Source organism: Novosphingobium sp. CECT 9465 (genome assembly GCF_920987055.1).
Lineage (GTDB): Bacteria > Pseudomonadota > Alphaproteobacteria > Sphingomonadales > Sphingomonadaceae > Novosphingobium.
Map to the genome: position 1 here is coordinate 3362801 of NZ_CAKLBX010000001.1, position 24432 is coordinate 3387232.

The window sequence follows — 24432 nt, forward strand, 5'->3', positions numbered from 1 at the left end:
CTGCCGGTCCCGATCTCGCAGTTGGGTACAGTTCAATACACACCCTACGCGACAAATCGCAGCGGTTAAACTTATGATATAAATTCATAATATGCCATTTTTTCGACGTGGCAGCTTCTCCGTCAAATCTGACTTGCCATGCATTCAGCCTTCGGCGGCAAATCAGTTGGCGGAGAAAAAGGCGGACTTCCTGCATTCGCAAGCCTCTTGACGTCCGGTCTGAACATAAGTAGAACAAACTTGCCTTTCGCAGTGCGTGCCAGGCTCCAGATCACTGGAGTTTTCAATGACACGTAATGTTTCGATCCAGACCTACCTGCCAAAGCATGTCGCTGTCTGGGTGCAGGACGAGGCCACCCGCGCCAAGCAGAGCCGCAGCCAATGGATCGGCGCTATCGTCACAGACCTGTTTCAAGGGCAGGAGTTCCGAGAGGAGGGTCGCAAGAACGTCGAGCACATCAAGCGGCAGTTGACCTTCATTGCCGTTGCGCTCGATGGCTTGCTTCTCGAACATTCTGACAAGACCCTCCGCGGCCGGGTACACGACGCGCACAGACGAAAGGTGGCCCATGCCGATCCGGAGCAGGGCGAGTGATCCGGCGCGCAGGATCAACAGTGCGCGATGGCGAACAGCTTGCGCTACCTTTTACCCAGCCCGCTGCGATGGCAACCACGCTCGAGCCGATCTCAGTCAGGATCGCGGACGCCATCCGGTTGACCGGCATCCGGCGTTCCAAGCTCTATGAATTGATAGCTTCGGGCGATCTGGAGACGGTCAAGATCGGCCGGTGCACTCTGGTCCCGGTGGCCAGCCTGCACGCTCTAATCGAGCGTGCGCGGCAAGGGCGGTTATGACGCGCTGTGGCCGAACTTCGGGCGCAGGATGGTCGCGCCGTCGCGCAGCTGATCGATGTAGTCGGACCAGTGCTGCATCATGCGGACGCGCTCCTCCCAGTACTGCCCACGGGCATAGGCGCGGCGGATAGAGTTGCCGTCCGCATGTGCTAGTTGTCGTTCAATGGCATCGGGGTTCCAGATGCCCATTTCATTCAGCAGGGTGGCGGCCATGGCGCGAAAGCCGTGGCCTGTCATCTGATCCTTGCTGAAACCGAGACGGCGCAGAGCCGCATTAATGGTATTGTCCGACATCGGACGGTCGAGGGCGCGCAGCGACGGAAAGAGGAAGCCGCTGTAGCTGGCGTCGTGCTCAATCTCGCCGATGATCGCCAACGCTTGCCGTGACAGCGGCACGGCGTGAGGACGGCGCATTTTCATCTTGTGGTCCGGGATCGTCCAGACAGCTTTGTCGAAGTCAAACTCGCTCCATTCTGCCCAGCGCAGCTCGCCCGGGCGGACAAACAGGTGCGGAAGGAGGCGCAGCGCAATCCGGGTCAGTGCATTGCCCTCGTAGTCCTCGACAGCGCGTAGCAATGCGCCAGCATCGGCCGCAGTGGTGATCGCGGCCCGGTGGTTGGTGCGCGGGGTGACGAGCGCGCCACGCAGGTCCGAGCAGATGTCACGCTCCGCTCGCGCGGTAGCAATGGCGTACCGGAAGACCTGGCTGCACGTGCTACGGATGCGGTTGGCGGTGTCGTACCGCTTGGACGCTTCGATCTTCTTGAGGACGAGCAGCAGTTCATGGGCCGTGATTTCGGAGATCGGTCGCCTGCCCAAGACCGGGTAGGTTTGCGCCAGCAACCAGCGCGCCTTCTTGAGGGTAATCGGTGCCAGCCCTTCCTTCTCGATCTTCTCCAGCCATTCTTCTGCCACGGCCTGAAACGTATTGGTGGCAGCGATGGATTTTGCGATCTTTTCCAGCTTTGCCTGCTCCAGCGGATCAAGGCCTTTGGCGAGTTGGCGACGCGCTTCGAGCAGCATCTCGCGCGCATCACCCAGCAGGATCTCAGGCCAGCGCCCGAACGACAATGTCCGTTGCTGTCCGCCGAAGCGGTAGTTCATTCGCCAGTATCGGATGCCGGTGGTTTTCACGAGAAGGTAAAGGCCATCGCGGTCCGACAGCTTGTAATCCTTATCCTTGGGTCTCGCGTGCTTCACCGCGTTTGCGGTCAGGCCCGTCTTGCGTTTTGCACCGTCCGACATTGATGGACCTCCGAATCCATGTTCGGGGTCCGATCCATCATCCGTACCATCATTGTACCCGGATGCAGGTGGAACCGTCCGAACCGCTGCGGGAGATGATATCAGAAAAAATGCCGGAAAACAGCCGTTTGGTGGACGTTATCGGACGTCTTCAAACGGTGAAATGGAGGCCCGAGCCGGAATCGAACCGGCGTAAACGGATTTGCAATCCGGTGCGTAACCACTCCGCCATCGGGCCTCGATCGCAGATTCTGCGTGGTTCGGGGCGGTTAGCCCGAAGCGGGCTGTGTCGCAAGCGGTTCTTGCAGGGGATCAGTCTGCCAGGGTAAACGACAGGCGGCGCGCGGGAACGTCGGCAGCTTCGAGGCGCAGGTTCAGGCGCTGGCCGGGGGCCGCGCCGGGAACTTTCGCGCGGGTGACCACGGGGAGGTCCACCAATTGCACACGCGCCGAATCGCCATCGGTATCGGTAATGCAGGCGCCAAACAGATCGCCTTCGCGACCGTGAAGCATCACCGCTTCGGCAAGATCGATCACTGCGCGGTCAATCTGCCCCGAAGTGGCACTGGCCTTGGCCATGACCGCGGGCAGGCGCCGGAACGCGTCCTCTACCGACGCAGGGACCGGCTGTGCGTTGGCAACTGCCAAGGTGGCGCGAATGACATAGCGATCGGCAAGGCGCCGCAAGGGCGCTGTGGCGTGAGCGTAAGTCGCCGCGATCGCCTCGTGCCACGGAGTGACCCCCGGAAGCCATGGTGCGTAGCCCGCGCCGTTGCCAGCACGGCGAATGGCGAGCATGAAGGCGGCATGATGCGGATTGCGCTGGTCCAGCGTGCGCTCCAGCGCCTTCAGGTCGGTGCCTTCGGGCCAGGCTATCCCCAGCCCGGCGGCGGTGGAGCGGAGCCGCGACAGTGCCCTGGCGCTTGGCCCGGCCATGACCCGGAACAGGCCGGTCCCAGCCTGCTGGAGCGCCGCAGCAATAGCGAGGTTGGCTGACAGCGACAGTGCGGCATTGTGCCTTTCGGATTCGCGCAGCGGCCGGAACGCAAGCGCAAAGCGGCCATCGCTCAAGGCTTCGACTTCCTGCTCTGGCGGATCGACGCGGGCAGCGCCGCGCGCAGCCTCGGCGCGGTCCATCCGCGCGGCATAAGCGGCAAAGGCCGGTGGCAGATCGGCAATCGCGACGCTATCGTAGGCCAACTTGGCACGGTTGCGAATGACCGCGCGTTCCGCGCCCTGAAGCGTTGGGTTGCCATCGGGATCGAGCCGCACGGTGAACACGACCGCAGGCCGTGGGCCATCGGGGAGCAGGCTGGCCACGCGTTCGGACAGGACCTGCGGGTAAAGCCCCGCCTTCCCATCGGGCAGGTATATCGTCTCGCCACGTTTCCACGCCTCGACGTCGATAGCATCGCCATCGTCCACGAACCAGGCGACGTCGGCAATGGCGTAGAACAGGATCAGGTCATTGCCGGCCTGTTCGATCCAGAACGCCTGATCGAGATCGGTGGATGACGCCGGATCGAGCGTGACAAACGGGATCGCGGTGCGATCTGCATGGTCGGTAAGCGGACGAGCGGCGGCGGTTTCAGCCGCGGCGAGCACTTGCGGCGGAAAATCGGCAGGCACCTGATATTGTTCGCGGATGGCGGCGAGTCCGGCGGCCAGCGCGCCATGGGGATCATGAATGGCCTTCATGGATCGACGAATTCAGGATCGCGCTTTTCCATTCCGGCGCGGACGGCTTCGATCTGATTCTTCGAAAAGAGCAATTCGTGCTGCGCCTTCGATTCAGCCATCAACACCTGGTCAACATCCATATCGGGTGTCCGGTTCGACAGGAGTTTGGCACTGCGCAGGGCGGTGGGGCTTTTTCCCGCGATTTCCTGCGCAAGTTTCATCGCATCGGCGAGCGGATCAGCGCTGACGTGCGTGGCAAAGCCAAGCGCCACGGCTTCATTGCCAGTGAATTCGCGGTGCGTGTAAGTCAATTCGCGCAAGACATCATCGCGCACATTGCCGCGCCACAGGGCATAGCCTGCCATGTCGGGGACGAGGCCCCATTTCACTTCCATCACCGCCAGCCGCGCATCGGGCGCGACGAAGCGGATGTCTGCCCCGCTTGCCACTTGCAGCCCGCCACCGAAGCAAACACCATGAATCGCGGCGATCACCGGCATCGCAAGCTTGCGCCAGACCATCGCTGCCTGTTGCGGACGATTGGCATTGCCATGAGTGCGATCGATCAGATCATCGCCTTCGTTCAAGCGACCAGCATCGGCCATGCCGGAAAGATCCAGCCCCGCACAGAACGATCGTCCTGCCCCAGATAGCACGACGCAGCGCACACCCCGCGCATTATGGAGGTAGTGCCCCGTGGCAATGATGGCTTCGAACATCGCATCGTCGAGCGCATTCATCTTGCCTGCCCGGTCAAGCAGGACATGAGCGACGTGGCCATCGATCGTGACGGTCACGCGTTCGAGGAAGGTGTGAGTCGCAGACATTATGGGCGGCATCCGATATCTATGTTTTATCGATGCTTATCGTGCCCAAGCATTTGCCTGTGGTCCAGCGTTGTAATGAAGCGCGGGTCTGCAAAATGCAGGCGGCCCTTCCCGAACGTGTCGGGAAGGGCCGCTGCAATTCGACTTCCCCGAAACCTCAGGCGGCCGAGGAATTGACGCCCATGCTTTGCAGGTAGCGCTTGATGTTGCGCGCGGCCTGGCGAAGGCGCTGTTCGTTTTCGACCATGGCGATGCGGACATAGCCTTCCCCGTCCTCACCATAGCCAACGCCCGCGGCCACCGCGACTTCGGCATGGGTGAGCAACTGCTTGGAAAATTCAAGGCTGCCAAGGTGCTGGAGCGCGGGCGGAAGCGGTGCCCATGCAAACATCGACGCCTTCGGGCTGGGAATTTCCCAACCGGCACGGGCGAACGATTCGACCATCACGTCGCGGCGCTTCTGATAAAGTTCACGGTTGCGGGCCACGATATCCTGCGGACCGTTCAGCGCGGCGCAGGCAGCGGCCTGAATCGGCGTGAACGCGCCGTAATCCAGATAGGATTTCACCCGCTTGAGTGCGGCGATCAGGTGCGGATTGCCCACGGCAAAGCCGACACGCCAGCCTGCCATCGAGAAGGTCTTGGACATCGACGTGAATTCGACGGCGATATCCTTGGCCCCCGGAACCTCAAGGATCGAGCGGGTGGGATTGCCATCGAAATAGAGTTCGGAATAGGCAAGATCGGACAGGACCCAGACCTTGTTCTCCTTCGCCCACGCCACCAGCCTTTCGTAGAAGGCCAGATCCACCGTTTCGGCGGTAGGGTTCGACGGATAATTGACGATCAGCACCGAAGGACGCGGCACCGAATACTTCATCGCGCGATCAAGCGAATCCCAGTAGCGTTCGTCAGGCGTGGTGGGCACCGAACGAATCGCGGCCCCGGCAATGATGAAGCCGAACGTGTGGATCGGGTAGCTGGGGTTCGGCGCGAGCACGACATCGCCCGGCGCGGTGATCGCGGTGGCGAGGCTGGCGAGGCCTTCCTTCGACCCCATGGTCATGACGACTTCGGTTTCGGGATCGAGATCGACATTGAAGCGCCGACCGTAGTAATTGGCCTGGGCCTTGCGCACACCGGGAATGCCGGACGAGGCCGAATAGCCGTGAGCGTCTGGCTTGCGCGCCACTTCGCACAGCTTGTCGATCACATGATCGGGCGGCGGCAGATCGGGGTTGCCCATGCCGAGGTCGATGATGTCCCTACCGGCGGCGCGCGCCGCGGCCCGCATCGCATTCACTTCGGCGATAACGTAGGGCGGCAGGCGCTTCATGCGGTAGAATTCTTCGTCCACGTGCAATTACTCGTATGGATAGGCGCGGCAGGAGTGCCGCAGCAAAGGCCCTTACGCCAAATGCCGATGCGTGGAAACCTCGCTGTCGCCGCAGCAGGACAAGCCGAGCAAGACAGGGCTAACATGGCTCGTTATCGCGTGTATATATAACTACAGCACAAACGCAGGGGACAGGCATGACTGACAAGGCGCTCACGGATTCGGTCGTGTTCGAGGATCTGTTTCGCCAGCAGGGCGAGGCGATGCGCGCCATGTTCGCGCCGCTGATGCCCGGTGCGGAAACCACTGTACCCGATCCGGCAGACCTGCAGCATTGGGCGATGTCCGCAGCGAAGCTCCAGAAGATGTGGCTCGATTTCAGTGCCGAACAATCCGGCCATGTCGAGCCGATGCTGGCGCGAATGGGCGACATCGGCAAATGGACGCAACTGTTCGTGTCCATGGCCGGGCAATTGCCGATTGCCCAGGCCGAAACGCAGACGCGCCTGTGGAACGACGGCATGGCGCTGTGGACGTCGCTGCTCGATCAGTTCGCCGCAGGCGAGGGCACTGAGGCACCCGCCCTGCCCCGGAAGGACCGGCGCTTTGCCGACAAGCGCTGGCAAGAACAGCCGGCGTTCGCACTGATTCACCAAACGTATCTGTTCCTTGCCGAAAAACTCCAGCAAATGGTGCAGGATGCGCAAGGATTGTCACCTGAACGCAAGGAGCAACTGGTTTTCGCAACCAAGGTCGTCACCGACGCGCTCTCGCCTGCGAATTTTCCACTGACCAACCCGGTGGTGATCGAACGGACGATGGAGACCAGGGGCGAGAACCTGGTCAAAGGCGTGGAGCATCTGCTGGGCGACTTGCGCAAGGGGCAATTGACGCACACCGATCCGAACGCGTTCGAAGTTGGCCGCAACATTGCCATGACGCCGGGCAAGGTCGTGCACGAAACGCCGCTGTTCCAGCTTATCCAGTACACGCCGACCACCGATGAAGTGTTCGAAACGCCGCTGCTGATCTTCCCGCCGTGGATCAACCGATTCTACATTCTCGACCTGAATCCTCAGAAAAGCTTCATCCGCTGGGCCGTGGCGCAAGGGTTGAGCGTGTTTGTGGTATCGTGGAAATCGGCCGATTCATCGATGACCGACGTGGTGTGGGACGATTACATCCGTGCCCAGATCGAGGCGATCGATCACGTGCGCAATCGCCTGAAAGTGCCCGCGGTTCATGCCATCGGCTATTGCGTCGCAGGGACGACGCTGGCAGCAACACTGGCCATACTGGCGCGGCGTGGCGAGGCCGAAAAGGTGGCAAGCGCAACGTTCTTTACGGCCCAGGTCGATTTTGCGGACGCGGGCGATCTGCGCAATTTCATCGATGATGCGCAGATCAAGATGCTCGAAAACCTGTCGACCGATGGCTACATCGACGGACGCTACATGGCGGTCACGTTCAATGCGCTGCGGGGATCGGATCTGATCTGGAATTACGTGATCAACAACTACCTGCTGGGTGAGGATTACCCGGCCTTTGATCTGCTTCACTGGAACGGCGACACCACCAATCTGCCATCCAAGTGGCACAGGGCCTATCTGAGCGATCTTTATCGCGACAACAAGCTGGTGATTCCCGATGCAATGGAAGCAGACGGGACACCGATCGACCTGCGCCGCATTGCCACACCGTGCTACATCCAGGCCGGGCGGGAAGATCATATTGCACCGCCGCAAAGCGTGTGGAAGCTGACCCGGCATCTTGCCGGTGACTGGCGCTTCGTGCTGGCCGGATCCGGGCATATCGCAGGGGTGGTCAATCCTCCCGAAGCGGGCAAATACCAGTACTGGCTCAACCCTGGGAACACTGCGACGCTTGAGCAGTTTATCGAAGGTGCGACCGAGACCAAAGGCAGCTGGTGGCCCAATTGGGCTGAGTGGATTGCGGATCGTGCGCCCGCAAAGGTTGCCGCCAAGGGCAAGCGCATACCCGGCGGAAAGGGTGACAGGACGATCGAGGACGCGCCGGGAAGGTATGTCCGCACACGCTGATCCCAATGCCCGGCCACACTGCCCCGTTTCAAAAATGGTGCAGTGCACAATTTTCTTGACATCGGCGCACACATTCCTATTTTGTGCAGTGCAACAAGAGTGAAACGCGACCGTGTCAGGATCGCAGCACGCTTGAAAGCAGGAGCTGCCAAGATGGTCGATGAAGTGAAGGACAGCATGGACGAGCCCACCCCCGCGGTGGAACCTGTCGCTGCTATGCCGGAAGTTCCGGCGATTGCGGTGCCCGAACTGGCTGCACCGGTTGCCGAATTGGCTGACAAGCCGGTGCGAGGACGCAAGGCAAAGAAAGTATCGGCCGAAGCGGTTGAGACACCGGTCACGCCCGATGCGGTCCCGGATGCGATCATTGCCGAACCAGGCGTGGCAGCAAAGCCGGTCCAAAAGCCAGCCAAGGCTCCGAAAACGGCAGTTGCAATAAGCAAGACAGGACCTCGCGCCGCCAAGCTGCCTGCAAAGGCAGCCGCGGAGCCGAAGCCTGCGGTGAAGCCCGCGATCAAGCGTCCTTTCACCGCTACTAACCGGGTCAAGACCCCCAGCGTGAAAACATTCGTCGGCAGTGCAAAAGCCCCGACGGCAAAAAAGGAACTGTTCGCAATGGCTATCACCACCCCCACCGAATTCACCGACAAGATGCAGTCCGCGTTCAAGGACGCCCAGGAAAAGGCCAAGGCCACGTTCGGCGATGCCGGATCGTTCGCCAAGGGCAATGTCGAAGCGATGGTCGAATCGACCAAGATCCTCGCATCGGGCCTGCAGGACATGACCAAGGGTTATGTCGAGGAAACCAAGACCTCGTTCGAAACCATGACCGCCGACGTCAAGGACCTCGCCGCGGTGAAGTCGCCGACCGAATTTTTCGAAAAGCAGTCGGCCCTGATGCGCAAGAACTTCGACGCAGCGGTTGCTGCCAGCTCGAAGAACAGCGAAGCCATGCTCAAGCTGATCAATGAAGCGTTCCAGCCGATCTCGACCCGCGTCAGCCTCGCGGTTGAAAAGATCAAGCACGCAGCCTGATCGGGCGATGCGGCAGCGGAGCGATCCGCTCCGCACGACCCAACGCCAGACATTGCGGACCGGTTGGTATTGGCTGACCGGTCCGTTTGGCATTTGGCCCGATTTCAAACAGACTTCCCTGAGGTGCCTCTTGTCGTAAGGCCTGGGGAATGCGATATTGGGCCTATCATGCCAACGCATCGTATCGCCCAACCGGACATGTCCGTAGACCCGCGCTGTGCGGGTGACGATGATTCGCGCAGGCCGGGCGGCGGCGATCAGATCGGCATTGCCACCAGAACACGGGCCAAGCCGAAGAAGCCGAGCCAGTTCAAGGTGCTGATGCTGAACGACGATTACACCCCGATGGAATTCGTGGTGATGGTTCTCAAACGCTTTTTCCATATGGACCTGGAACAGGCCACGCGCGTGATGCTCCACGTCCACCAGCGCGGCGTCGGCGTGTGCGGGGTATTCCCATATGAAATCGCCGAAACCAAGGTGAACCAGGTGATGGACTTCGCCCGGCAGAACCAGCACCCGCTCCAGTGCACGCTGGAAAAAGACTGACGGTTCCGATCGAACGCGAACCGGATATCAGCGCCGGATCAATGCGCGCTGGTCGCTTTCGCCTCGATTGACTGACGGGCCAGCGCCCGCAGCAACGCGGCCAGCCACGCCATCGACAGGCTGCGCGCGTTGCGCGAATGGGCGCCGGCACTGCCTTCGGGAATGACCTGCGCAACGAATGTTCCGTCCTTCATGCGCCCGCCGGTAAACGTGGCGGACTGCGGAATCAAAGCGATGGCGGCGCTTTCAAACGCCCCCGAATCGGCCAGCAATGATATCCACCCGGATGCAGCGTCCTTGCGCGCATCGGCCGGGGACCCGCCAAAGTCGGCTATTTCCCCCATAATCCGCTCGAAACCGCGGCCCTGCTCGGCAGGATCAAGGCTTTCACACCATTCGGCCAATTTGTTGTAATAAGCCGGGTCGGATGCGGCGTTGCGAGCACTGGTCCACCAAGTGGCGGTTGCTGGTTTGGTAGGCACGCACATCTTCTCCCCACAGGTCGCAGGCAAGGACTATACCATAATGGATACATTTCCATAACTTTGGTTAGGCCATCAGTCAGAATGCCGCTTTTCCCTTCCCCGCGGCTGACGATACGGCTAGTCCCTCGACACGTGTCGTTCATGCCTTCCCCGGCAGAACGCGAGCCTTCCGCATTCCGATTCCAACACCTATGGTTGCCTCCGCCTCACGTGAAAATCCTTACCGCCACTGACCGCTATATCGCCCGGCTCGTATTCGTGCCGATGCTCACGGTGTTCGTGCTTGCCGCGTCGCTGCTGATTCTCGACAAGATGCTCAAGCTGTTCGACTTCGTGGCAACGCAGGGCGGGCCGGTCAGCGTCGTATTCAAGATGCTGGCAAACCTTCTGCCCGAATATGCCAGCCTTGCGATCCCGTTAGGCCTGATGCTGGGCATCCTGTTTGCATTCCGCAAACTGGCGACGAGTTCCGAGCTTGATGTGATGCGCGCAGTGGGCCTGTCCTATACCCGGATGCTTCGCGTACCTTACATGTTCGCAATTGCGCTGGCGACGCTCAACCTGCTGATCGTCGGCTACCTTCAGCCGCTTTCGCGGTATTATTACGAGCAATTGCAGTTCGAGCTAAGATCCGGCGCGCTGGGGGCATCGATCCGTGTGGGCGAATTCAACTCGCTGCAGGACCGCACGGCGCTGCGCGTCGATTCGAGCCGGGACGAAGGCCGGGACTTGCGCGGGATCTTTGCGCGCATCCAGACCGGCAATGGCCAGGTGATGGTCATCTCAGCCCGTGAAGGGCGGTTTTTTGCCAATCGCGAAAGCCCCGATACGGTGATCCTGCGCTTGACCGATGGTCAGATCGTGCAGGACGGGCCGGACATCACTTCGCCCCGCGTTCTCAGCTTTGCCAGTCACGATCTGCCGATCGACCTGCCCCGTATCGAACAGTTTCGCCAGCGTGGCGATGCCGACCGCGAATATTTCCTCCCCGAACTGCTGAGGATCGGCTGGAACGATCGCTATTCCGAAGAATTGCGCAACCAGTCGCGGGCAAGCCTGAATTACCGGCTGGTCGAGGTGGTGATGATGTTCCTGCTGCCGCTTCTGGCGGTGGCGCTGGCCGTGCCGCCCAAACGCTCCACCTCGGCGCTGGGCGTGTTCCTGTCGATCGTGCTGGTCGTTGCCTATCACAAGGTCAACCAATATGGGCAGGATGTGGCTTCGCTTGGCCGCGTCGATCCGGTGCTCGCGCTGTGGGGGCCGTTCGTGGTGTTCGCTGCGATGATCGTGTGGATGTATTGGCGTATAGCCTATGTGCCCGGCGGGCAGCCTATCGGTGCGCTGGAAACCGGGTTTGCCAAGATTTCCGCCTCGGTGCGCAAGCTGTTCCAGCGCAAGGTGCTGCGGGCAGAACCTGCTGCGGACGTGAGCGACGAGGCCCCTGATGCAGCTTGAATTCTTTCCTTCGCCCACCCTGGCGAAATACATCGGCAAGATGTTCCTGGTCCGCATCGTGGCGGTGCTGCTGATGCTGGTCCTTGTGCTGCAGATGCTCGATCTGCTGAGCGAGAGCGGCAAGGTGCTTGCCGCCCCCGGCAATGGGCAGGAACAGCTCCTGACGTACGTTTCATTGCGCATCCCGCAACTGGTGAGCCGGTTTCTGCCCTATTCGGTGCTGCTGGCCACGATCATCACGCTGATGACGCTGAACCAGAACAGCGAAGTGATCGCGATGAAAGCGGCCGGCCTTTCCGCGCATCAGGTGCTGGCGCCGCTGTTTCTGGTGGCGGCGGTTACCTCTGCGGTCACTTTTGCGTTCAACGAGCGCGTTGTCACGCGGTCCACTGCAACGCTGAAGGCGTGGCAGAACGTGGAATACGGGCCGATCCCTGAAGAATCCGCGATCAAGACCAATGTCTGGCTGCAGGATGGCCCGAACATCCTGTTTGCGCGCACCATCGCGGGCGAGGGCAAGGAAATGCGGATGACCGGGGTAAGCTGGTATCGCCGCGACCCCACCGGCATGGTGACGGAGATCGTCACCGCGCCCGCTGCGGCTTACGCCAATCCCGGATGGACGTTCCGCCAGCCCGTGATGTTCGACGTGCAAAGCGCGCGCAAGTCTGCCTCGCCGACCGACCGGGTCTATGCCCGATCGGTGGAGCCGGTGCAGGTGGTGATCAGCAGGGTCGATGCCGATGCCGAATCGCTGACCCAGTTGAACGGATCGATCGCGGCCATTCGCGAGGCCGGATTCCGCACGACCGAACTGGAAGGCAAACTGTGGCACAAGGTGGCAGGGCCGCTTTCAGCGTTGCTGATGCCCTTGCTCGGCGCGGTTGCGGCCTTCGGTCTGGCACGGTCTGGCCACCTGTTCGTGCGCGCGGTGATCGGGATGGGGCTGGGCTTTGCCTATTTCGTGTTCGACAATGCCGCCCTGGCCATGGGCAATTTCGGGGCTTACCCGCCCTTCCTTGCCGCATGGGCACCGTTCGTGCTGTTCCTGCTGATCGGCGAAACGGTGCTGATCCGTACCGAAGAGTGACCGTTCGCCGGTAGCGGGGCAGCCATCACGGGTTAGCGGGGCATCATCGTGCTGCGCGCAAGCCGCCCGACCAGTGGAACCAGGCCGGGATAATTCGATTTCTGGTAAGTCGACCCAAGGCCGAGATGCGCAGTGATCCGACGGTGCGCCTCGTCCAGCGAATGATAGGGCATCGACGGCAGCAGGTGGTGCAATGCGTGATAGCGCAGGCCCACAGGTGCCCACAACGGCGCCAGCAGGGCCGGTGGCGGAACATTGACCGAATCGAGATATTGCCCGGTCACGGTCATCGCTTCACCCTCGTTCTCCCACAAGTGCGCCACCAGCGTACGAATCTGGTTGAGCAGGGCGGTGAGCGAGAGGACCGCAAGGCCGATCAGCAGCGGGCGCCAGGAATGCGTCGCGCTCCACCACAGGACGAAAATTGCCCAGGCCGATGCGCCGAGTTCCTGCCAGAATACCATCCGTGCAAAATCGCCTTCAGGTGGCCGTCGGCGGAAATCGGGGTTGATCGATAGGGAGGAGGCGCGCTCCCACACCAGCCTGCGCAAGGGCGGAACGATCACGCCCAGCGGCACCAGCAGCGCAAACCGGACCAGCAGGCCGATCGGCAGCAGCAGCGCGGTGATCACGAAAACGGGCAGCGACCACGGCTTCATCAGCGCCAGCGGCAGGTATTCCGGGTCATCCGCGGTGCCATAGCGGGTGCGCGCATGATGCAGCGTGTGAACGCCTTCATACATCAGCGACGGGATCAGCATGGGAATACCGACCAGCAGATTCCACGCAAAGCGGAAGCCCGGAAGCGCGGTCTTGTGAATATGCGTCAGTTCATGGATGAACAGCAGCGCACGATAAAGCGCCAGCGCCGATACGACGCCCGAAAGCGCGGCATAGACGGGGTTTTCCATCAGGATCGCGCCCGCAAGTGCCGCATAACCCAGCGTTGCGGACAAGAGCATGTCAGGCCAGTAGATCGCGGCGCGCGCGGTTGCGATATCGCGGGTCAGCTCCACGGCAGCGCGGAGCATGTCCTTGTCGTCAGGTGTTCCGGCAAGACCTTTCGGCAAGGCAGGTTGTGCCGGGGCAGACGTGGCGAGGGGACTGAGCGTTTCGGTAGCGATCATGCGTGAAATTCCAAAGTGACCCTGTTTTCCCGGCACCCTCCTTGTGGATGATTGCCGGTCATTTTCACCAAGGCCGCCCCCACTTGCGCCCTGTGGCTTGACAATGCGACGGATTGAACCGCAGTTCGCCGACGAAATCCGCTTTATGCGCAAACAAAGGCAAGATCGTGGCCCAAGCCGAAGTAATCATCTCCCCCGTTTCCGGCAAGGCCGACCGCAAGGCCTTCATCGATCTGGCCTATCGCATGAACGCCAGCGATCCCAACTGGGTGCCGCCGCTGCGCATGGAAGCCGAAGAGCTGATCACGCCGGGCAAGAACCCGTTCTTCGATCATGCCGACGTCCAGCTGTTTCTGGCGCGCCGGACAGGCGCCGTCGTGGGGCGCATTTCTGCCCATATCGATCATCTGGCCATCGCGATGGATCCGTCGCAGGGCATGGGACCGGGCACGGGCAACTGGGGCCTGCTCGAAGCCGAGGACGAAACGGTAGCCCAAGCCCTGATCGGCCATGCGGAAGACTGGTTGCGGCAAAAGGGCATGACTCGTGTGCTGGCACCGCTATCGATGTCGATCTGGGAAGAGCCGGGCCAGCTGGTCAAGGGTTTCGATCATCCGCCAACGGTGATGATGGGCCACCAGCCGGAACGCTATCGCGATTACATCGAAGCATTGGGATACAAGACCGCCAAGACCCTCAATACATACGAACTGGATATCACGCGCGAGTTTCCGCCGCTGATCCAACGCATCATCCAGTCGGGTGAAAAGAACGCCAAGATCCGCATCCGCAAGGTCGACCGGTCCAGGTTTGACGAGGAAGCCGCCTTGATCCTGGATATCCTCAACGATGCCTGGTCGGACAACTGGGGTTTCGTGCCGTTCAGCGATGCCGAGATCAAATATGCCGGCAAGAAGTTCAAGCCGATCGTGCGCGAAGACCTGATCATGGTGGCGGAGTACGAAGGCGAGCCGGTGGCCTTCATGATGACGCTGCCCGACCTTAACGAGGTCGTAAAGCCGATGGGGGGAAAGCTGTTTCCGTTCAACTGGGCCAAATTGCTGCTTTGGCTGCGCAAGCCGCGCGTCCGCACGATGCGTGTGCCGCTGATGGGTGTGCGCAAGCGGCTGCAATCGTCACGCATGGCAAGCCAGCTGGCGTTCATGATGATCGAATATATCCGCCGCAACGCAACCCGCGATTACGGATCGACCCGTGGCGAGATCGGCTGGATTCTGGAAGACAATCAGGGAATGAACGCCATTGCCGAGGCGATCGACAGCAAGATCAACAAGGTTTACGCGATTTACGACAAGCCGCTCTGATTGCGGTCGAAATCGATCCTGCCTTGCGGAACGGGAGCGGCATCGCCTGCGTTTGACGAAATAAGTGCAAGCCACGCAAGCGCACACAAGGAACGACATTGTGATCGACAGTGACCATGGCCCCGTGCGGTCGGCGCCTTTGCGGAGCAGCCGGTCGCTTGGCCATGCACTGATCGTCGAGGACGATGGGCTGATCGCGCTCGATCTTGCCGAAGCGCTTGCTGCAGGCGGAGCCGACAGCGTGGTCACCTGTTCCAGCATTGCCGAAGCGATGGAGCACCTTTCACGGAAAGTGCCTGCCCTGCTCATCCTTGATGTGCACCTGGCCGACCGTGACGATGGCTGGGCGCTGGCGGAACTTGCCATCCAGTTGGGAGACAAGCGCCCGCTTGTGGTCTTTACCACGGCAACGCCCGATTCGATTCCCCCGTCCGCTGCGCAACTGGGCCATGTCCTGGCCAAACCGTTCCGCATCGAGGATCTGATCGCACTGGTGCATCGCCATACCCCGACGGGTCTGCTGGGCCGCATCCGGGGCGCACTGGCCAACCGCGGTTAGATTTTGGCGACTATGTCGTCTGCAAACACAAGCCCTGGCTTCGTCGGCTTCGCCGCCTCGCAATGACGAAGTGACGTTTGGAAAGAGTGTAATCACCTGAATTTTGGGGTCAGGTTTTGAGGTTCGATGCCGGGGGCTATGTCCGCATGTCCCCTGTCCGAATGCTGTCCGAATGTCCCCGGCCGCGCCACCATGAGACACGACCGGGGCACCCGAACCCGGAAAAAAAGGTCCCCGTCGTTTCCGACGAGGACCTTTCGGGATCGTATCACCAGCCGCTTGGACGGGAGGGGGGTCTCGGCGGTGACATACCAAAAACGACCGATCAGACCCACGGTTCCCATACCAGTCAAAATTTTTTCTGCTTTTATTTTCAATGTGCTAATGACAATTTCAAATATAAGGACGTGGCGATCCCGATACATTTCCGTCAATCCGGGCATATTGACGCGCCTTTTCGAAATCGGGAATGCGGATCGCATTGATCGTCCAGTCGACAATCCCCAACCGCCGCAAGGTCTGCATGGTGCGGTTGGTATGGACGAGCGACAGGCCCAGCATGTCGGCAATCTGCCCCTGCGTGACGGTCATGGTCAGCACACCATCGGGCGCCAGGCCGGTATCGAACGCGCGCTGCACCAGAAACACGGCAAGCGCGGTCATCCGTTCGCGCGCATTGCGCTGCCCCAGCGAGACGATGTGTTCTTCCAGCGCCGCCTCTTCGTGCGCCGCAAGCCAGGTCATGTCAAATGCGAGGCGCGGCTGGCTCGCCACCATGTCGAAAAATCGCTCGCGCGCAAACACGCACAAGGTGGCTGACGTTACCGCCTCCACCGCGTGGCTCATTTCACCATCCAGCGCCGCCTGAAGTCCGATGAAATCACCCGGAAACATGAAGTTTATGACCTGGCGCCGCCCGTCTTCGAGCAGACGAGTACGCATCAGTACGCCACTGAGCAGCGTATAGAGCTGGCGAGGGCGCGATCCTTGCGCAAAGACCTGTTCGCCCCGCACGAACCGGGCCTCACCCTGCCGAAAAGCCGCGATCCACTGACGCAGTTCGACAGGGGGCTGCCGCAAGCCTTCGCAAGCAATCAACGGACAGGCGACGCACCGGATCGCCGTGCCCGCTTCTAAAGTATCTGCAACAAATTCTTCGGTTTCGCCGTCGCTCGCCATCAATGCCCCCACTTTTGCCCGTATGTCACGGGCATCTCGTCCACGTCATCGTCCCGGCGCTCTGCAAACACGGTCGTCTCTTTCGCCGCTATGTCAAATGACAACGTGGGTTCCCGAATTGTGCCCTAACGAACCGGCGAAACCTATGGATGGGCCGGAACGTGTTCAACAGTCAAACAAATGCCCCGCTTATCCTGGTGGTGGAAGACAGCGTGCTGGTGGCAATGGCCATCGAGGATGCCCTGCAGGAGCGTGGCTTTGCGGTCGTCGTCACCTCCACACTGGCAGGCGCGAAGGAGCTGATCGGCCAGCAGATGCCTGCGGCGGCACTGCTCGATCTGCAATTGCCGGATGGAATTTCGCTGGACCTCGCCTCGCACCTGCATCGCAACGGATGCCGGGTTGCCATCAGTTCCGGCTTCGACAGCCAGGGCAATTGCGAAGGCCATGATTTCGCTGTGCAATTCCGCAAACCTGTGTCTCCTGACATTCTGGTGGATTGGGTCACTGCTGTAATCGCGGACTGATAGCGCTCTTGTCGCGTGGATTTCCCTTGCCCAGGGCCGGGAACCGGACGACAGCTTGATGCGTTGAGCTGCACGATACTGTCCGGGAAGGGGTACGAATGTCTCTGGGTGCCAAAGTTGCCAATCAACTCCCATATCTTCGCCGTTACGCACGCGCACTAACCGGAAGCCAGGCCGCTGGCGATTCCTTCGTTCGGGCGACGCTGGAAGCCGCCCTTGCCGACGATGACCTGCGCACCCTGATCGGCGAGGGTCGTCCACAGCTTTACCACGCATTCAACCGGGTGTGGTCCACTGCTTATGTCGATACTGCGGATCGTTCTTCGGGCGTGATCGGCCAGCATGAAACTGCTGCGCAGGAACGTCTGGCGGCAATGACTCCCGCCAACCGCCAGGCGTTGCTGCTGACCACGCTGGAAGATTTCAGCATCGATGAAGCAGCATTCATCATGGACCGTGATGCCGAAGAGGTTGAAAGTCTGGTCCAGGACGCGATTGCAGAAATCGATAGCGAATCGGCCACTTCAGTTCTCATCATCGAGGATGAGCCACTGATATCCATGCAACTGGAAGACCTTGTGCGGTCGCTTGGCCACGATGTCTGCGGCATGGCAGCCACCCGCACACAGGCGCTGGACATCGTTTCGCGCGAAAAACCGGGTCTGGTGCTGGCCGACATCCAACTGGCCGATGGCAGTTCGGGGCTTGATGCCGTGGACGATATTCTGGCGATGGGTTCGGTGCCCGTCATCTTCATTACGGCGTACCCGGAGCGGCTGCTGACGGGAGACCGGCCTGAACCGACCTATCTGGTGACCAAGCCTTTTCAGGAACAGACCGTGCGTACCGCCATCAGCCAGGCCTTGTTCTTTGGGTCGAGCCGTCCACTGGATTGAACCCCGACATTGCGCCGTGTTTAACTTTCAGGGCCGCGCCGTCAGGTGCGGCCCTGTCGCATGGTGAAATCGTTGCGCCGCCGAACGGGGATCAGGAGCGTACAGCGTACGCCTTCGGGATCGAAGCGCAGGTCTACTGGATTGCGCAGTTCATGCGCGACGATCTTTTCGATCAGTTCGGTGCCGAACCCGCGCTTGCGCTTTTGTTCGACATCGATGGGCGGCCCGCCAGTCTCGACCCATTCGATCCGGGCAAGGTTTTCTCCCGCAATCTCCCACGTAATCGCCACCCGCCCGCTTTCGACGCTGAGCGCACCATATTTGGCTGCATTCGTGGCAAGTTCGTGGATGGCAAGGCCAAGCGACAGCGCATCGTTGGGCGCAAGTTCCACATCCGGCCCTTCCATCGTCAGGTGCCGCTGCACGTCAAGCGCATAAGGCGCAAGCTCTGCGCGGATGACGAGGGCCACCGGTGTCGTGCCCCAATCCGATTGCGTCAGCAGATCGTGCGTGGCCGACAAGGCGCGGATACGGCCTTCCAGGCTATCGGCAAAATCGGCCAGACTGATCGCACGGCGGCGGGTGAGCGATATGATCGAGAGCACATTGGCCAGCGTGTTCTTGACCCGGTGATTGAGTTCACGGGTCAGCGAGTTGCGGATCGAGGATTGCTGTTCGAACCATGCCAGCGCGATGCGATCTTCCGCAGCCTGCTGCGTGAGCAAGCGGGCAAGCACCAGCAACAGCGTGGCGACAAGCAGGCCGAACAGTAACGTCATCACCGACATGGTCGAGAACATCGGCGTGGCAGGTGCTTCTATCTCGATCACGAAGCGATGGCCGGCAATCTCGATCGGGCGGCGGATGGCATCGCCAGACCGTTCTGCGGGTGCGACTTCCGCCATCAGAGTCATGCCATTGGCGTCTTCATCATACAGCCGCACACCGGCCCCATCGAGGCGGGCAGCATCGAAGGACGATTCAAGAAACGTCTGGGCATCGAACGGTGAATAGACATAACCACGAAGGCGTTTTGCAGCGCCTTCTGCCTCAAGCGCAAATACCGGCATGTAGACAAGGAAGCCTGCACCGCCATCGGGCCGGGCTTCCTGCTGAAGCACGACATGGCCCGTGGCAGTGGGCTGTCCGCTGCGCTCGGCCGCCTTCATCGCGGTGCGCCGCATGCTTTCGGAAAACATGTCAAAGCCGATGGCGCGGCGGTTGCGGATGGAATCGGGTTCGAGAAACATGACCGGCACTACATAGGGCCGTTCGGGTCCGGGCTTTGGGCGGATAGAAAAATCCGGGTTGGCGTCATTGCGCATGATCGCCTCGACGGTCGGAATCGCATCGCGATCGACCTTCATCGCCCAGCCGATCCCGTCCGATCCGACATAGCGGCCTTCAAGGTGCAATTGCTTGATGAATGTGCGAAACAGTGGCGCTTCGACGATCTGCTGGGTGGCGAACAGCGCCGCGCTTGACCGCAGATAGGCCGCATTGGTGTTGGACCGGCGTTCAAGCCCCGATGCAACCGCTTGTGCGGTTTGCGCAATTTGCGCGGTTTGCCGCATATCCTCGGCGTTTTCGATCGCATAGACGCTGAGCAGCGCGACCGCCATGGTCAGGCCGAAGATGCCCACGGGAACGGCACGCGGAAACCGCTCGTACCACCGTGGGGTCAGCTTCTTATTGGCAAGAAGCTTCTCCATCGCGCGCCTTTCCCCTCCCTTTCGAAGAATCCGTCCGGAACGGTCGCGCTCCTTCCACCCAAATGCACCGTATGCAAAGAAAATTCCCGTTGCGTCACAGCAAAAATGGGAACCGATGGCACCCCATATCGTTCCACATCCGAACAACCATTTGCAAGCGGGCTGTATCAGCCGGGTGCCGATGGTGTAGGAAACGCATCTGCCGCGCCGTTGCGGTGTGGATTTGGTTAATCCCTGGAGGGGGAGGCGTTGTCAGAGCGAATGTCGAAAGAAAAGCCGATGAATCCCGGTCAACAACGCCGGAAGAGCGGGAAACCGCGCACCCCGGAATGGGCTGACGGGCTCAAGCGGCTCTACGATTCCGTCGTGGACGAACCGCTGCCTGACAGTTTTGCCCAATTGCTCGATAAACTGGATGACCCTTCGCATGGCTGAGGCAGACATGTCGCCCCGCCCGGCGATCGATCCGGTAGCGTTCAAGCGCGAACTGACGGGTGTGATTCCGCATTTGCGAGCATTTGCCCGCGGGTTGTGCGGACGGCCCGATCTTGCCGACGATCTCGTGCAGGAAACCTTGCTCAAGGCCTGGGCGGCGCAGGAGCGTTTCGAACCGGGCACTTCGATGCGTGCCTGGACCTTTGTCATTCTGCGCAATGCCTATCTTACCGACATGCGCCGCAACCGTTTCCGCGCGGACTATGACGAGACCGTGGCTGAACGCATCCTTGTGGCCCCGGCGGCGCAGGAAGGGCCGATGCACCTTTCCGACATGCATCGTGCCTTGTTGACCCTGCCGCCCGAACGCCGCGAGGCCCTGCTCCTCGTCGGCGCAGGCGGGTTCAGCTATGAAGAAGCGGCGCAAATCTGTGGTTGCGCTGTCGGCACGATCAAGAGCCGCGTCGGACGTGCGCGCGCCGCGCTTTCGCAAATGATTGAAAACGGACAGATTCCGCGCCGCAGCACCAATGATGCTGTCGCGCATACCGCCATAATGGGCGAACTTGACCATACCGTGCTTCACGGACACCAGAACGACTGAACAGCCTGCGTGGCTATCCCGCCATTGGCCCGCCATTGGCCCGCCACCGTCCCGCCACTACAATGGCAAATCGTCCAGCATCGCAAAGCAATCCTTGATCCGCGCGCAGCGACGGTGAATTGAACGGTTGCGCGGGTGTTTCGCGTGATTCAGTTGCAAGGCTGCCTGTTCCGTGAACCAGTCGACCATTCCAGAACAACCGCTGAGTCCGACGGGCCTGGACGATTTGCCTGATCGGCGCGCGCGATTGCAGTCGGCGATAGTCCTGTTGCTGGGGCTGGGGCTGTTTCTGGCATTGCCATTCGTACTGTCTATCGGGTCCGTAGTGTTCCTGCCTCCGGTTACGGCGATGATCTTCACCATCGTGCTGTCACCGCTGGCGGACCGGCTGACGCGACTGGGCCTGCCAAACATGCTCGCATCGCTGCTGGCCATCATGGCGCTGGTCGCGGTGGTGCTGGTGGCGTTGCTGCTGATCCTGCAACCAGCCTATGTCATGGTGGATCAGGTGCCTGCACTGGCTCGGCAGGTTGCGCGACGGTTCACCGAATTGCGCGGCAACTTTTCATGGATCGCTGATGTCAATCGTCAGCTCGCCCGGATCACCGGCAGCAGTTCGACCCGTGAGGTCGTGGTCGCCACCCCTTCGGTAATAGAACAAGTGGCTTTCGCGACGCCGAGTGTGATTCTGGAAGTCATCCTCACGCTGCTGATGACCTTCTTCATGATCGAATCGCGCATCCGCATGAAGCGGCGCATCCTGCTGGATCGCCACTCCTTCAACGCCTCCGTCCGCCTTGCCCGTGTGTTGCGCGATGTACAGGAACGCGTGGCGAGCTATATCCTGACGGTGGCGCTGGTGAACTTCTGCGTTGGCGTGATCGTGGCGTTTGGCGCGTGGATGTTCGGGCTGAGCGCGCCGGTGATGTGGGGAGGCCTCGCCTTCGTGCTCAACTTCCTTCCCTACATCGGACCTTTGATGTTCATGGGACTGATCGGCCTTGTCGGGCTGGGCACCGCGCCCAGCGTGATCGTGGGATTAATCCCGATGCTGGCCTACCTGGGGCTGCATGCCGTGGAATCGAACGTGGTGACGCCAGCGATCCTTGGCGCGCGGTTCACGCTGAACCCGGTCGCGATCCTGATTTCGATCAGCTATTTTTCATGGATATGGGGTGTGCTGGGCGCGCTTCTATCCGTCCCCATCCTGCTTTCGATTGCGGCACTGCTGGACCATATCGGCAAACCCAATCTGGTCGGCTTCATGTTCGGGGAAAACCTGTTCGAACCGGGCCGCCTCGCCGGAATGGACGAGGACGACCCGGCAGCCGAGGTTCAGCCAGGATAGGCCCAGATGCCATCGCGGCCCAGGTTTTCCGAGGCAAAGGCCCAGTTCAGGCGCGTTTCGATCACGGCCTTGAGGTAATCGGGACGCAGATTCTTGTGATCGAGATAGTAGGCATGTTCCCACAGGTCGATCACCAGCAGCGGCTTGGCTTCACCTGTCGCGAAGGTTGCGGCATCGTGAGTCTGTTCGACCTTGAGACTGTTCCCATGGGCGACAAGCCAGACCCACCCCGAAGCGAAGTGCGCGGTGCCTTGTGCGAGCATTTCTGCCTTCAGTGCGCCGAGCGAGCCAAACGAAGCGTCGATGGCCGACGCCAGATCGCCAGTCGGCGCTGACGCTTCCGGCGTCAGGCTGTTCCAGTAAAACGCGTGATTCCAGCTTTGTGCCGCATTGTTGAACAGCCCCTTGTCGCCCTTGGCTTGGGCAGCGGCAATGATCTGTTCGAGACTGGCATCGGCAAGATCGCTGTCTTCGATCGCGGCGTTGGTCTTGTCGACATAGGCCTTGTGATGCTTGCCGTGATGGGTTTGCAGCGTAGTGGCCGAAATGGCCGGTTCCAGCGCATCGTCGGCGTAAGGCAGCGGGGGGAGGGAAATGGCCATGGGCAATCATCGTCCTTGAGATATTTCGTTCGCAAACCAACGCACGAACAGCGCATCGGTTGCCGCGAGATAAGGTTTGACGCGCTGTTTTGCCGTTGAATTTTTCTTTGGTGCAGTTGCGAAAATCGCTAATCCGCGCGGGGTGCCTTGCGGTCGACCGCAGCCGTGACTGCGACATCCATCGTCACGTTGCCAAGCGTACGCATCAGGTCTGGCAGCACTTCCACCGCCACCAGCAGGGCCAGTGGTGCCACTGGAGCGTTCATCGCAATTGCGATGGGTCCCACCGAGACCACGAAACTGATCGACCCCGGCAGACTGACAGAACTGAGCGAAACGAGGATCGCCACCAGCCAGGCCGATGCAAGCACCATGGGCGATAGCTCCACACCGTAAAGATGCGCGACATAGATCGCGACGGCGAGGTTCATCGCCGGGCTGGTCGCGCGGAACAGCGCGACGGCCAGGGGCATCACGAATTCCGACGTCGTCTCGCGCACCCCAAGATTGCGACACGCGCCAAGCATTGCGGGCAGCGAGGCGAGCGAGGACTGCGTGGACAGCGCGATGGCCTGCGCCGGCAGCATCGCGCGGGCAAACCGGCCCAGCGGCTGGCGCGCGATGGCGACGGCAAATGCATAGCCCGCCAGCAATACGATGGTTCCGGTCAGCACCACGATCATCACGTAATGCGCCAGTGCGCCAATGGCTGCGGTGCCACTGGTTGCAGCTACGGCCATGCTCAACGCGAACACGCCGATGGGGGCAAGCGCCAGGACCCAGCCGATCACCACAAGCATGGCCGAGGCCAGAGCCGCAAAGAATGTGGTCATCACCTCGCGCTGCGGCCCCGCCAGCCGACCGACTGCCAGCGCAAAGGCGGATACGAACAGGATCAGCGGCAACAACCGGTCATTGGCCGCAGCGTCGATCACGTTGGTCGGCACGATCGCGCGCAGGAACTCGGCAACGCCCGGAACCGGGCCGGGTTCGGTGGCGCCGAGGGTGTTTCGCAGCGCCGCACCGGCCTCTGTCGGGATCGGCAGGAGCGATAGCAAAATCGGTGTGAACACGATCGCCACGCCTGCGCTGAAGGTCAGGAAACCAAGAAACATGCCAAGGCTGCGCCGTGCCATTGCCCCGGCGCTTGCCATCGCGATGGTCTGCGTCACGCCGGTAAACAGCAGTGCCACGACCAGTGGCACGATGGTTGCCTGAAGCGCGCGCAGCCACATGTCGCCAACGGGCTGGACCCATGTCTGCACCACGGGCAGCGCACCGGGTGCCAGAAACGCCACCGCCAACCCGCCGAGCAACCCGCCGACAAGCCCCATGAATGTCCACAGCGCAGGCACTTGCGCAATAGGCGGCAGCGCGGTGGACGATTTTTCCAGATTCGGTAAGGTCATGTTGAGGTGACATTAGCTACACATCCCCGCATAGCAATCTGGCAAGCAAAGCAAACTGGCAGGCCGCTCCCTTTGCGGCACGGACGACAAGG

24 protein-coding genes and 1 tRNA gene are annotated in these 24432 nt (G+C 60.9%); 14 read left to right on the forward strand and 11 right to left on the reverse strand.

The features are described from left to right. Positions 1–286: 286 nt before the first annotated feature. Complete coding sequence (locus LUA85_RS16305; RefSeq protein WP_231471332.1) at positions 287–595, forward strand: hypothetical protein; 309 nt, start codon at positions 287–289, stop codon at positions 593–595. Beyond that, positions 592–855, forward strand: coding sequence for a helix-turn-helix domain-containing protein (locus tag LUA85_RS16310; RefSeq protein ID WP_371823697.1), 264 nt, complete (start codon positions 592–594; stop codon positions 853–855). The genes LUA85_RS16305 and LUA85_RS16310 overlap by 4 nt, the downstream gene beginning before the upstream one ends. Here the strand turns inward: LUA85_RS16310 and LUA85_RS16315 are convergent. The 5 genes from LUA85_RS16315 to LUA85_RS16335 all read right to left on the reverse strand — a co-directional run bounded on the left by LUA85_RS16315 (position 850) and on the right by LUA85_RS16335 (position 5964). After that, complete coding sequence (locus LUA85_RS16315; RefSeq protein WP_231471346.1) at positions 850–2100, reverse strand: integrase arm-type DNA-binding domain-containing protein; 1251 nt, start codon at positions 2098–2100, stop codon at positions 850–852. The two genes, LUA85_RS16310 and LUA85_RS16315, sit on opposite strands and share 6 nt — an antisense overlap. A gap of 164 nt (positions 2101–2264) precedes the next feature. After that, positions 2265–2338, reverse strand: a tRNA-Cys gene (locus LUA85_RS16320). 74 nt (positions 2339–2412) lie between these two features. Further along, on the reverse strand, positions 2413–3798 hold the full coding sequence (locus LUA85_RS16325; RefSeq protein WP_231471348.1) for an RNB domain-containing ribonuclease: 1386 nt from the start codon (positions 3796–3798) through the stop codon (positions 2413–2415). Continuing rightward, on the reverse strand, positions 3795–4607 hold the full coding sequence (locus LUA85_RS16330; RefSeq protein WP_231471350.1) for a crotonase/enoyl-CoA hydratase family protein: 813 nt from the start codon (positions 4605–4607) through the stop codon (positions 3795–3797). Before LUA85_RS16330 ends, LUA85_RS16325 begins: the two co-directional genes overlap by 4 nt. Positions 4608–4764: 157 nt before the next feature. Further along, entirely contained in the window at positions 4765–5964 is a 1200-nt protein-coding gene (locus tag LUA85_RS16335) for an LL-diaminopimelate aminotransferase (protein ID WP_231471352.1), read from the reverse strand. 176 nt (positions 5965–6140) lie between these two features. Between LUA85_RS16335 and LUA85_RS16340 the strand changes: the two genes are divergently transcribed. The 3 genes from LUA85_RS16340 to clpS all read left to right on the forward strand — a co-directional run bounded on the left by LUA85_RS16340 (position 6141) and on the right by clpS (position 9587). Further along, on the forward strand, positions 6141–8003 hold the full coding sequence (locus LUA85_RS16340; RefSeq protein ID WP_231471354.1) for an alpha/beta hydrolase: 1863 nt from the start codon (positions 6141–6143) through the stop codon (positions 8001–8003). 153 nt (positions 8004–8156) lie between these two features. Next, a complete protein-coding gene (gene phaP / locus LUA85_RS16345; RefSeq protein ID WP_231471362.1) occupies positions 8157–9038 on the forward strand; it encodes a phasin family protein in 882 nt (293 codons plus the stop codon). A 168-nt stretch (positions 9039–9206) separates the two neighbouring features. After that, complete coding sequence (gene clpS, locus LUA85_RS16350) at positions 9207–9587, forward strand: ATP-dependent Clp protease adapter ClpS (protein ID WP_371823698.1); 381 nt, start codon at positions 9207–9209, stop codon at positions 9585–9587. 38 nt (positions 9588–9625) lie between these two features. Here clpS and LUA85_RS16355 read toward each other — a convergent pair whose 3' ends face one another. After that, on the reverse strand, positions 9626–10069 hold the full coding sequence (locus tag LUA85_RS16355; RefSeq protein WP_231471364.1) for a hypothetical protein: 444 nt from the start codon (positions 10067–10069) through the stop codon (positions 9626–9628). Between the two features lie 213 nt (positions 10070–10282). Here LUA85_RS16355 and lptF point away from each other — a divergent pair, with 213 nt between their 5' ends. Continuing rightward, complete coding sequence (gene lptF, locus LUA85_RS16360) at positions 10283–11527, forward strand: LPS export ABC transporter permease LptF (RefSeq protein ID WP_231471366.1); 1245 nt, start codon at positions 10283–10285, stop codon at positions 11525–11527. Continuing rightward, entirely contained in the window at positions 11517–12617 is a 1101-nt protein-coding gene (lptG, locus tag LUA85_RS16365; RefSeq protein ID WP_231471368.1) for an LPS export ABC transporter permease LptG, read from the forward strand. The genes lptF and lptG overlap by 11 nt, the downstream gene beginning before the upstream one ends. A 32-nt stretch (positions 12618–12649) precedes the next feature. Here lptG and LUA85_RS16370 read toward each other — a convergent pair whose 3' ends face one another. After that, positions 12650–13744, reverse strand: coding sequence for a fatty acid desaturase (locus tag LUA85_RS16370; protein ID WP_231471371.1), 1095 nt, complete (start codon positions 13742–13744; stop codon positions 12650–12652). A gap of 167 nt (positions 13745–13911) precedes the next feature. Between LUA85_RS16370 and LUA85_RS16375 the strand changes: the two genes are divergently transcribed. Both LUA85_RS16375 and LUA85_RS16380 read left to right on the forward strand, forming a co-directional pair. After that, positions 13912–15069, forward strand: a complete 1158-nt coding sequence (locus LUA85_RS16375; RefSeq protein ID WP_231471372.1) for a GNAT family N-acetyltransferase — start codon at positions 13912–13914, stop codon at positions 15067–15069. 100 nt (positions 15070–15169) lie between these two features. Continuing rightward, on the forward strand, positions 15170–15628 hold the full coding sequence (locus LUA85_RS16380) for a response regulator (protein ID WP_231471374.1): 459 nt from the start codon (positions 15170–15172) through the stop codon (positions 15626–15628). A 393-nt stretch (positions 15629–16021) separates the two neighbouring features. Here the strand turns inward: LUA85_RS16380 and LUA85_RS16385 are convergent, their stop codons facing one another. Continuing rightward, the gene (locus LUA85_RS16385; protein ID WP_231471376.1) at positions 16022–16807 is read right to left on the reverse strand and encodes a Crp/Fnr family transcriptional regulator; all 786 of its coding nucleotides are present in this window, start codon (positions 16805–16807) and stop codon (positions 16022–16024) included. Between the two features lie 161 nt (positions 16808–16968). Between LUA85_RS16385 and LUA85_RS16390 the strand changes: the two genes are divergently transcribed. Then, positions 16969–17334 carry a response regulator transcription factor gene (locus LUA85_RS16390; protein WP_231471378.1) on the forward strand — a complete coding sequence of 122 codons (366 nt, stop codon included), beginning with the start codon at positions 16969–16971 and terminating at the stop codon, positions 17332–17334. Between the two features lie 98 nt (positions 17335–17432). After that, positions 17433–18230, forward strand: coding sequence for a response regulator (locus tag LUA85_RS16395; RefSeq protein WP_231471380.1), 798 nt, complete (start codon positions 17433–17435; stop codon positions 18228–18230). A gap of 41 nt (positions 18231–18271) precedes the next feature. Here LUA85_RS16395 and LUA85_RS16400 read toward each other — a convergent pair whose 3' ends face one another. Beyond that, positions 18272–19942 carry a CHASE domain-containing protein gene (locus tag LUA85_RS16400; protein WP_231471382.1) on the reverse strand — a complete coding sequence of 557 codons (1671 nt, stop codon included), beginning with the start codon at positions 19940–19942 and terminating at the stop codon, positions 18272–18274. Positions 19943–20203: 261 nt separating this feature from the next. On the opposite strand from LUA85_RS16400, the gene LUA85_RS16405 reads away from it, so the two are divergent. From LUA85_RS16405 to LUA85_RS16415, 3 genes are all read left to right on the forward strand, one after another. Continuing rightward, positions 20204–20377 (forward strand): NepR family anti-sigma factor, encoded by a 174-nt coding sequence (locus tag LUA85_RS16405; protein ID WP_231471384.1) that lies wholly within the window; start codon positions 20204–20206, stop codon positions 20375–20377. Continuing rightward, positions 20370–20981, forward strand: coding sequence for a sigma-70 family RNA polymerase sigma factor (locus LUA85_RS16410; protein ID WP_231471386.1), 612 nt, complete (start codon positions 20370–20372; stop codon positions 20979–20981). The genes LUA85_RS16405 and LUA85_RS16410 overlap by 8 nt, the downstream gene beginning before the upstream one ends. A 172-nt stretch (positions 20982–21153) precedes the next feature. Then, positions 21154–22329: an AI-2E family transporter gene (locus tag LUA85_RS16415; RefSeq protein WP_231471388.1), complete on the forward strand. Its 1176-nt coding sequence runs from the start codon at positions 21154–21156 to the stop codon at positions 22327–22329. Here the strand turns inward: LUA85_RS16415 and LUA85_RS16420 are convergent. Together LUA85_RS16420 and LUA85_RS16425 are read right to left on the reverse strand one after the other, a co-directional pair. Continuing rightward, positions 22317–22931, reverse strand: a complete 615-nt coding sequence (locus LUA85_RS16420; RefSeq protein WP_231471390.1) for a superoxide dismutase — start codon at positions 22929–22931, stop codon at positions 22317–22319. The genes LUA85_RS16415 and LUA85_RS16420 overlap by 13 nt on opposite strands. 128 nt (positions 22932–23059) lie before the next feature. Further along, positions 23060–24340, reverse strand: coding sequence for a dicarboxylate/amino acid:cation symporter (locus LUA85_RS16425; protein ID WP_231471391.1), 1281 nt, complete (start codon positions 24338–24340; stop codon positions 23060–23062). Positions 24341–24432 lie beyond the last annotated feature (92 nt).

What these genes read in the sequence shown, in the direction of transcription:
- phaP (WP_231471362.1), top strand. Translation starts at nt 8,157, where the DNA reads ATGGTCGATGAAGTGAAGGACAGCATGGACGAGCCCACCCCCGCGGTG.
- clpS (WP_371823698.1), top strand. Translation starts at nt 9,207, where the DNA reads ATGCCAACGCATCGTATCGCCCAACCGGACATGTCCGTAGACCCGCGC.
- LUA85_RS16305 (WP_231471332.1), top strand. Translation starts at nt 287, where the DNA reads ATGACACGTAATGTTTCGATCCAGACCTACCTGCCAAAGCATGTCGCT.
- lptG (WP_231471368.1), top strand. Translation starts at nt 11,517, where the DNA reads ATGCAGCTTGAATTCTTTCCTTCGCCCACCCTGGCGAAATACATCGGC.
- LUA85_RS16315 (WP_231471346.1), bottom strand. Translation starts at nt 2,100, where the DNA reads ATGTCGGACGGTGCAAAACGCAAGACGGGCCTGACCGCAAACGCGGTG.
- LUA85_RS16370 (WP_231471371.1), bottom strand. Translation starts at nt 13,744, where the DNA reads ATGATCGCTACCGAAACGCTCAGTCCCCTCGCCACGTCTGCCCCGGCA.
- LUA85_RS16420 (WP_231471390.1), bottom strand. Translation starts at nt 22,931, where the DNA reads ATGGCCATTTCCCTCCCCCCGCTGCCTTACGCCGACGATGCGCTGGAA.
- LUA85_RS16340 (WP_231471354.1), top strand. Translation starts at nt 6,141, where the DNA reads ATGACTGACAAGGCGCTCACGGATTCGGTCGTGTTCGAGGATCTGTTT.
- LUA85_RS16325 (WP_231471348.1), bottom strand. Translation starts at nt 3,798, where the DNA reads ATGAAGGCCATTCATGATCCCCATGGCGCGCTGGCCGCCGGACTCGCC.
- LUA85_RS16385 (WP_231471376.1), bottom strand. Translation starts at nt 16,807, where the DNA reads ATGGCGAGCGACGGCGAAACCGAAGAATTTGTTGCAGATACTTTAGAA.
- LUA85_RS16395 (WP_231471380.1), top strand. Translation starts at nt 17,433, where the DNA reads ATGTCTCTGGGTGCCAAAGTTGCCAATCAACTCCCATATCTTCGCCGT.
- LUA85_RS16330 (WP_231471350.1), bottom strand. Translation starts at nt 4,607, where the DNA reads ATGTCTGCGACTCACACCTTCCTCGAACGCGTGACCGTCACGATCGAT.
- LUA85_RS16405 (WP_231471384.1), top strand. Translation starts at nt 20,204, where the DNA reads ATGTCGAAAGAAAAGCCGATGAATCCCGGTCAACAACGCCGGAAGAGC.
- LUA85_RS16425 (WP_231471391.1), bottom strand. Translation starts at nt 24,340, where the DNA reads ATGACCTTACCGAATCTGGAAAAATCGTCCACCGCGCTGCCGCCTATT.
- LUA85_RS16400 (WP_231471382.1), bottom strand. Translation starts at nt 19,942, where the DNA reads ATGGAGAAGCTTCTTGCCAATAAGAAGCTGACCCCACGGTGGTACGAG.
- LUA85_RS16410 (WP_231471386.1), top strand. Translation starts at nt 20,370, where the DNA reads ATGGCTGAGGCAGACATGTCGCCCCGCCCGGCGATCGATCCGGTAGCG.